Source organism: Streptomyces sp. NPDC005281, assembly GCF_040607495.1.
In the GTDB taxonomy this organism is placed as follows: Bacteria; Actinomycetota; Actinomycetes; order Streptomycetales; family Streptomycetaceae; genus Streptomyces.
Genome location: NZ_JBEXGX010000053.1, coordinates 22,961 through 29,883, shown reverse-complemented (window position 1 = coordinate 29,883; position 6,923 = coordinate 22,961). Strand labels below are relative to the sequence as shown.

The 6,923-nt window shown below is 70.7% G+C and carries 6 protein-coding genes; 1 reads left to right on the top strand and 5 read right to left on the bottom strand.

From position 1 onward, the window contains the following. Positions 1–344: 344 nt before the first annotated feature. Complete coding sequence (locus ABZV42_RS39615; protein WP_355988777.1) at positions 345–1,862, top strand: MDR family MFS transporter; 1,518 nt, start codon at positions 345–347, stop codon at positions 1,860–1,862. Between the two features lie 285 nt (positions 1,863–2,147). Here the strand turns inward: ABZV42_RS39615 and cseC are convergent, their stop codons facing one another. The 5 genes from cseC to ABZV42_RS39590 all read right to left on the bottom strand — a co-directional run bounded on the left by cseC (position 2,148) and on the right by ABZV42_RS39590 (position 6,796). Next, on the bottom strand, positions 2,148–3,704 hold the full coding sequence (gene cseC / locus ABZV42_RS39610; RefSeq protein WP_355988748.1) for a two-component system sensor histidine kinase CseC: 1,557 nt from the start codon (positions 3,702–3,704) through the stop codon (positions 2,148–2,150). Positions 3,705–3,720: 16 nt separating this feature from the next. Further along, positions 3,721–4,428 (bottom strand): two-component system response regulator CseB, encoded by a 708-nt coding sequence (gene cseB, locus ABZV42_RS39605; protein WP_355988746.1) that lies wholly within the window; start codon positions 4,426–4,428, stop codon positions 3,721–3,723. Between the two features lie 19 nt (positions 4,429–4,447). Beyond that, positions 4,448–5,098 carry a hypothetical protein gene (locus ABZV42_RS39600; protein WP_355988744.1) on the bottom strand — a complete coding sequence of 217 codons (651 nt, stop codon included), beginning with the start codon at positions 5,096–5,098 and terminating at the stop codon, positions 4,448–4,450. Beyond that, positions 5,086–5,625, bottom strand: a complete 540-nt coding sequence (locus ABZV42_RS39595; protein WP_339130720.1) for a SigE family RNA polymerase sigma factor — start codon at positions 5,623–5,625, stop codon at positions 5,086–5,088. Before ABZV42_RS39595 ends, ABZV42_RS39600 begins: the two co-directional genes overlap by 13 nt. Positions 5,626–5,878: 253 nt before the next feature. After that, a complete protein-coding gene (locus ABZV42_RS39590) occupies positions 5,879–6,796 on the bottom strand; it encodes an A/G-specific adenine glycosylase (protein ID WP_355988742.1) in 918 nt (305 codons plus the stop codon). Positions 6,797–6,923: the final 127 nt, after the last annotated feature.

Sequence of the window (6,923 nt, the reverse complement as noted above, 5' to 3'; positions counted from 1 at the left end):
GGTACGTCACCCCGCTCGAAACGAGATCCTTGCTCAGGCAGAACCTCGTCCCGGCAGCGTAAACACCCGCTGTCCAGTTCGCGGGGGGAACTTCACCCTTGAAACTTACCTGTCGACAGGCAGGCAAAACTAGTGTTACTTACTTGACGCCCGGCTAGTTGCAAGGCTATTTTCCTGAGTGTAGCCAGCTTGCCGGTCGGCAAGTAAGTAGCCGGACGGCAGCAGAAGAACATAGGGGAGTGGGAAAGATGGCGGACACGACGAAGGCGGCCGAACCAGCCGCGGGAGAGGCCGGGAAACCGGCGGAGGGCGAGAAGCAGCAGCGGAGCGTACGCGTCGTCCTGATGGCGCTCATGATCGCCATGCTGCTCGCGATGCTGGACAACATGATCGTGGGCACCGCGATGCCGACGATCGTCGGCGAACTGGGCGGGCTCGAGCATCTGTCCTGGGTGGTCACCGGATACACCCTCGCCACCGCGGCCTCCACCCCGATCTGGGGCAAGCTCGGCGACATGTACGGGCGCAAGGGCGCCTTCCTGACCTCGATCGTGATCTTCCTGATCGGCTCCGCGCTCAGCGGCATGGCCCAGGACATGGGTCAGCTCATCGGCTTCCGCGCCATCCAGGGTCTGGGCGCCGGTGGTCTGATGGTCGGCGTCATGGCGATCATCGGTGACCTGATCCCGCCCCGCGAGCGCGGCAAGTACCAGGGCATGATGGCCGGCGTGATGGCCTTCGCCATGATCCTCGGCCCGCTGGTCGGCGGATCCATCACCGACCACTGGGGCTGGCGCTGGTCCTTCTACATCAACCTGCCGCTCGGCGTCGTCGCCCTCATCGCGGTCAGCGTCGTGCTGCACCTGCCGAAGAAGCGCGTCCAGGCGAAGATCGACTACCTGGGTGCCGGTCTGCTGGCGCTCGGCATCTCCTCCATCGTGCTGGTCACCACCTGGGGCGGCACCGAGTACGCCTGGAGCTCCGCGCGGATCATGGAGCTGACCGGCATCGGCGTCGCCTCCCTCGTCGGCTTCGTCTACTGGCAGACCAAGGCCGCCGCGCCGGTCATGCCGCTGCACATCTTCCGCAGCCGCAACTTCACGCTGATGTCGATCATCGGCTTCATCACCGGCTTCGTGATGTTCGGTGCCGTGCTCTTCCTGCCGCTGTACCAGCAGTCCGTGCAGGGCGCGTCCGCCACCAACTCCGGTCTGCTGCTCCTGCCCATGCTCGGCGCCATGCTCGCCGTGTCGATGGTCGCCGGACGCGTCACCACCAACAGCGGCCGCTACAAGATCTTCCCGCTCGTCGGCAGCGTGCTGATGATCGCCGGTCTGTTCCTGCTCTCGCAGATGGACACGGAGACGACGCGGCTCACCTCCGGGCTGTACATGGCGGTGCTCGGCGCCGGCATGGGCTGCCTGATGCAGATCACCATGCTCGTCGCGCAGAACAGCGTCGAGATGAAGGACATGGGCGTCGCGTCCTCGTCCACCACGCTCTTCCGTACGCTCGGCTCGTCGTTCGGTGTCGCCATCATGGGCGCGCTGTTCAACCACCGGGTGCAGGACGTCATGTCCGAGCGGGCCGGGGCGCTCGGCTCCAAGATGACCGAGAAGTCCGCGCAGCTCGACGCGGCCAGCCTGGCGAAGCTGCCGGCGGCGGCCCGGGACGCCTACCAGCACGCGGTGTCCTCCGGTACGCACTCCGCGTTCCTGCTCGGTTCCGTGGTCGCCGTGCTCGCGCTGGTCGCGGCGGTGTTCGTGAAGGAAGTCCCGCTCAAGGGAGCAGGGGCGCCCAAGCCCGGCGAGGCCGGGGCGTCGGACGAGACACCCCAGGTCCCGCTCGCAGAGCCGGTCTGACCTGATCACGGGGCCGGTTCTCCCGGCCCCTGACCTCCTCCCGACGAAGGCCCCCGGCGTTGTCCGCCCCGGGGGCCTTCTCCTGTGCGCGGTGACCGCCACCGAGAAGCCGGTCCCTGCGGCTCCCACGGGTGACGGCCGTCGCCAAGGACTCGGTCTACGGGTGACTGCCGTCGACGACAGCTCGGTCCCGACGGGTGACGGCCGTCGACGACAGCTCGGTCCCGACGGGTGACTGCCGTCGCCGGGGACCGGTCCCACACAGGACGCGCCCCGGCGCCGGGTCTACTTCCCGGACGCCGGCAGCATCGGGAAGCTCCCGGTGCTCGTCGGTGCGTGCTCCGGCAGCCAGAGCACCGCGACCGCGCCCTCGGCCGGTACGCCCTCCGGAGCCCCGGCGGGCCGTACGTTGCGGAAGGTCAGCCGAGCCCCGAGCACCCGGGCCTGGCCCGCGGCGATCGTGAGGCCGAGGCCGTGGCCGTCGCCCGCACGGTCGGTGCTGCCGGTACGGAACCGGCTCGGGCCCTCGGCCAGGAGCTTCTCGGGGAACCCCGGGCCGTGGTCACGGACGCGGATGACCCGGCCCTCGACGGTGACCTCGATCGGCGGCCTGCCGTGCCGGGCCGCGTTCGCGAGGAGGTTGAGCAGGACGCGCTCCAGACGGCGCGGGTCCGTCGTGACCTCCGACTCGTGCACCACCCGCACCTCGACGTCCGCCCCCTTGGCGGCGATGCGCCGGGCCACGAACTCCCCGAGCATGATGTCCTGCAACTCGGCCCGCTCCGAGGCCCCGTCGAGCCGGGCGACCTCCAGCACGTCCTCGACGAGGGTGCGCATGGCCTGCGCGCGGTCCCGTACGAGCTCGGTGGGGCGGCCGGGCGGCAGGAGTTCGGCCGCCGTGAGCAGCCCGGTCACCGGGGTCCGCAGTTCGTGCGCGATGTCGGCGGTCACCCGGCGCTCCGCCTCGATGCGCTGCTGGAGCGCGTCGGCCATGGCGTCCACGGCCCGCGCCAGGTCATCGGTCTCGTCGAGCACGACACCGCCGATGGCGTCCCGCACCCGGACGTCCGGCTCGCCCTTGGCGACCCGGTTCGCCGCGGCCGCCGCCTTGCGCAGCCGGCGCGACAGCTGGCCGCCGATCAGCACACCGAGCGCGCTGCCGCCGAAGACGACCGCGATGGAGCCGATGATCAGCGCCTGGTCGAGGTCCTTCATCACATCCGCGTTGCGGTCCGTGAACCGCTCGTGCCAGGACAGCACCTGGCCGTTCCTGAGCGGTACGGCGGCCCAGATGTCCGGCACGTTGTTCGGGCTGTCGGAGACGTAGGTCGCCCGCCGTCCCTCCGCGACCTTCACCATCAGGTCCGACGGAATGGAGGGATCGTCTATCTTCGCCCCGAACGGTGGCGGCCGGCCCGGCCCGTACATGCGCTCGGCGAGCTGGATGCGCTCGTCGGCCAGGTCGCGCGAGTTGTCCAGCATCGAGACACGGGCCGCGTTGTGCACGACCAGGCTCAGCGCGACCGCGACCAGCGCGCCGACCAGGGCGATCGCCGTGCTGAGCTTCCAGCGGATGCCCGTACGGATGCTCGTACCCGAGTCCGTGCCCCGGTCGATGCCGATACCGATGCGCCGGCCCCTGCCGATGCTCCGGCTCCTGCCGGTGACCGCGCCGGGGCCTCTGCCCCCGCCGAGCACCTCACTCCGGCCGGCGCCTCCGCCCGCACCCGCACCGACGCCTTCGCGCGAACCCGTTCTCACGCCGCCCCCCGCTGCCGCACGTCCGCCCGGAACCCGTACCCGCCCCGCGGCCGAGGGCTTCTTCGGAGCGCGCTGAAACATCCCCCGCACGGCGCGCTCAGGCCTTCAACTTGTAGCCGAAGCCGCGGACCGTCTCGATACGGTCCTGGCCGATCTTCGTACGCAGTCGCTGCACATGGACGTCGACCACCCGTGTGTCCCCGCCCCAGCCGTAGTCCCACACCCGCTCCAGCAGTTTGTCGCGGCTCAGCACCGTCCCCGGCGCGGACGAGAACTCCAGGAGCAGCCGCATCTCGGTGGGTGTCAGCGCCACCGGCGTACCGCCGCGGGTCACCTCCATGCCCTCGGTGTCGATCTCCAGCTCACCGAAGACCAGCACCCCGCCCTCCACCGGAGCGGCATCCTCGGCCGAATTGCCCGCGCCACCGCTCGCGTGCCCGAAGCGGCGCAGCACCGCGCGGATACGGGCGACCAGCACGGCGCCGTCGAACGGTTTGGTCACATAGTCGTCGGCGCCGGCCTCCAGGCCGAGCACGACGTCGATCGAGTCCGCGCGCGCGGACAGCATGATGACCGGCACGGTCGACTCGTCACGGATGCGACGGCACAGCGACACACCGTCGAGCCCGGGGACCATCACGTCCAGCAGGGCGATGTCGGGACGGTCGGCGCGGAACGCCTCCAGGCCCGACAGCCCGTCGGGCATGGCCGTGACCGCGAAGCCGTCCCGCTCCAGGGCGAGTTGTGTGGCCTCGCGGATGACGTCGTCGTCCTCGACGAACAGGACGTGGGTCTGCTCTGCCATCCGGCTGCTCCGCCCGCTCTCAGTTCGCGTCCGGGGCGGGCGAGCCGGAGCCGCCCACCGCGTTGCTGTAGTCGTTGTGGATCCGGGACTGCTCGACGAAGCGCGCCGAGGACCAGCCGTAGGTGATCACTTCCTCGCTGGACGGGTACGACACCGGGTCGCCCTTCTTGTACAGCTGCTGGGTGACCACCAGATCGCCCCGGTCGATCTCGGCGTAGACCGGCGGCTCCTCGGCCTTGAAGACATTCTGGTACCGGCCGTTCTGCTCGCGATAGACGTAACTGCCGACACCCACGGCGTCGGCACAGGTCATCACGTTGATCACGATGTCGTTCGCGGACCCGCCTGTCAGGTCCCCGTACGACACGTCGACCGGGTACTCGTCGGCGACGCACGGCTTCAGGTCGCGCTTGACCGCGGCACTGACCCGGGGGTCGTCCTTGACGATCTTGACCGCGTCCACGCGCTCGGACGCCTTGGACGGCGTGCCGGAGGCGACGGGCTTGATGCTGCCCTTGGCGACCGCGTCGCTGCCCGCCGGTCCCTCGTCACGGGCGCCGGTGCCGCCGGTGCCGCACGCGGTCACGAAAAGGCCGAGGGCGGCGAGCCCGGCCGCTGCCGAACTCCCCGCCTTCAGGGCCGTTCTGGCCCGGGCTCCTAGGCCGCGCAACGCTCCCGCTCCTCACGTTCGAGCGCGCGGGCGTCCAGGTCGCGGCTCTCCAGCTCCTCGCGGAGCCGGGCCAGCGCCCGGTGCAGCGTGCTCTTGACCGTTCCGGCCGACATGCCGAGCGCGGCGGCCGTCTCCTCGGTGGACATCTGCTCCCAGTGTCGCAGCACCACGACACTGCGCTGTTTGGGTGCCAGCACCTTCATGATGTCCATCAGCAGCGCGCGGTCCGCGTGCTGCTCGGTGGCGTCCTCCACGCACGCGTCCGGGAGTTGCTCGGTGGGCACCTCTTCCAGCTTGCGGGCCCGCCACCACTCGGTCCGCGTATTGATCATCACGCGGCGCAGGTAGGCGTCGGCGAGACGCTTGTCCGCGATGCCCTCCCAGCGGCCGTACGTCCGCACGAGCGCGGTCTGGAGCAGGTCCTGGGCGTCGACCGGGTCGGGGACCAGGCGGCGGGCACTGCGCAGCAGCGCGTCCTGCCGAGTGCGGACGTACTCCTCGAATTCGAGCACCTCGCCGTGCGCCATGATCAACCGCCTCCGTCCCCGTTTCCGACCTGCTTGCTGCCGGTTGTCCGTTGCCTGCGAACCGCCGCTTCCGCGCCGCCGGTCGGGCGGCACCGCGTGCGGTACGGCAATGAAGCTACGGACGGGTTGTCACGGGGTTGTCCGAGACAGCCTTCGGCCAGCACTCGGCTGTCCGTCGGTTGTGTAACGGCTGTACGTGCGGGGTAAAGGGAGTTGGCCTTATGTTCCGGTTGATCCGCTTATGACGCCTTGGCTAGGTGAGAGGCAGCCGATACAGACCGCCGGGGAGCGGCTCCACCAGACCGTCGGCGACGAGTCCGTCGAGCGCCCGCCCCCGTTGCACCGGTTCGTCCCACACCCGGTCCAGCGCGGTCTGCGGAACCGGCACATGGGCCTCCCGTAGAACGGCCAGCAGCTTGCCGCGCACCTGGCGGTCCGTGCCCGCGTACGTCTGCCCCTTGCGCGGCGGCCCTTCGTGCTCCGGCTTGCCGGCCAGCCGCCAGGCGCACTGCGAGGCGATCGGGCAGCGGTGGCACGCCTCGTTCCTGGCCGTGCAGACCAGGGCGCCGAGTTCCATGGAGGCGGCGGCCCAGCGCGCCGCCGTGCCCTCGCTCTCGGGCAGCAGGGCGCGCGCGACCCGGCGCTCGGCGGCGGTGGTGGCGTTCGGCGGGTACTGCACGCCGGTGACGGCACGGGCCAGGACCCTGCGGACGTTCGTGTCCAGTACGGGATGACGCTGGCCGTACGCGAACGACGCGACCGCCGCCGCCGTGTACTCCCCGATGCCCGGCAGGGCCAGCAACTGCGCGTGGTCGGTCGGTACGTCGCCGCCGTGCCGTTCCGCTATGGCCACCGCGGCGCCGTGCAGTCGCAGGGCGCGGCGCGGGTAGCCGAGCCGCCCCCAGGCCCGGACGGCCTCGCCGGGCGCGTCCTGGGCCAGATCGGCGGGGCGCGGCCAGCGGGCCAGCCACTGCTCGTACACGGGCAGGACACGGTTGACCGGGGTCTGCTGGAGCATGAACTCGCTGACCATCACCGCCCAGGGACCGGCATCGGGATGCCGCCAGGGCAGATCGCGGGCGTGCTCGTCGAACCAGGCGATGACGGGGGTGTGGAGGTCCTCGCCGGGGGCGTTCCGGGTGGGCGCGGTGGGCTTGGTGGGTGCAGTCATGGCAATGTCGATCCTGCCATGCGGCGGCGAGGATGCGGGGACGACGCCGGGGGCGGGCGGTGGTGAAAGACCGCACTCGGCGGACGTGCGGTTGCCGGAATGGATGTCCGCCTGGATGATGATCCGG

Bases quoted from the DNA above. Each gene is read 5' to 3' on its own strand.
- ABZV42_RS39615 (WP_355988777.1), top strand. From the start codon at position 345: ATGGCGCTCATGATCGCCATGCTGCTCGCGATGCTGGACAACATGATC.
- cseC (WP_355988748.1), bottom strand. From the start codon at position 3,704: ATGTTTCAGCGCGCTCCGAAGAAGCCCTCGGCCGCGGGGCGGGTACGG.
- cseB (WP_355988746.1), bottom strand. From the start codon at position 4,428: ATGGCAGAGCAGACCCACGTCCTGTTCGTCGAGGACGACGACGTCATC.
- ABZV42_RS39595 (WP_339130720.1), bottom strand. From the start codon at position 5,625: ATGGCGCACGGCGAGGTGCTCGAATTCGAGGAGTACGTCCGCACTCGG.
- ABZV42_RS39590 (WP_355988742.1), bottom strand. From the start codon at position 6,796: ATGACTGCACCCACCAAGCCCACCGCGCCCACCCGGAACGCCCCCGGC.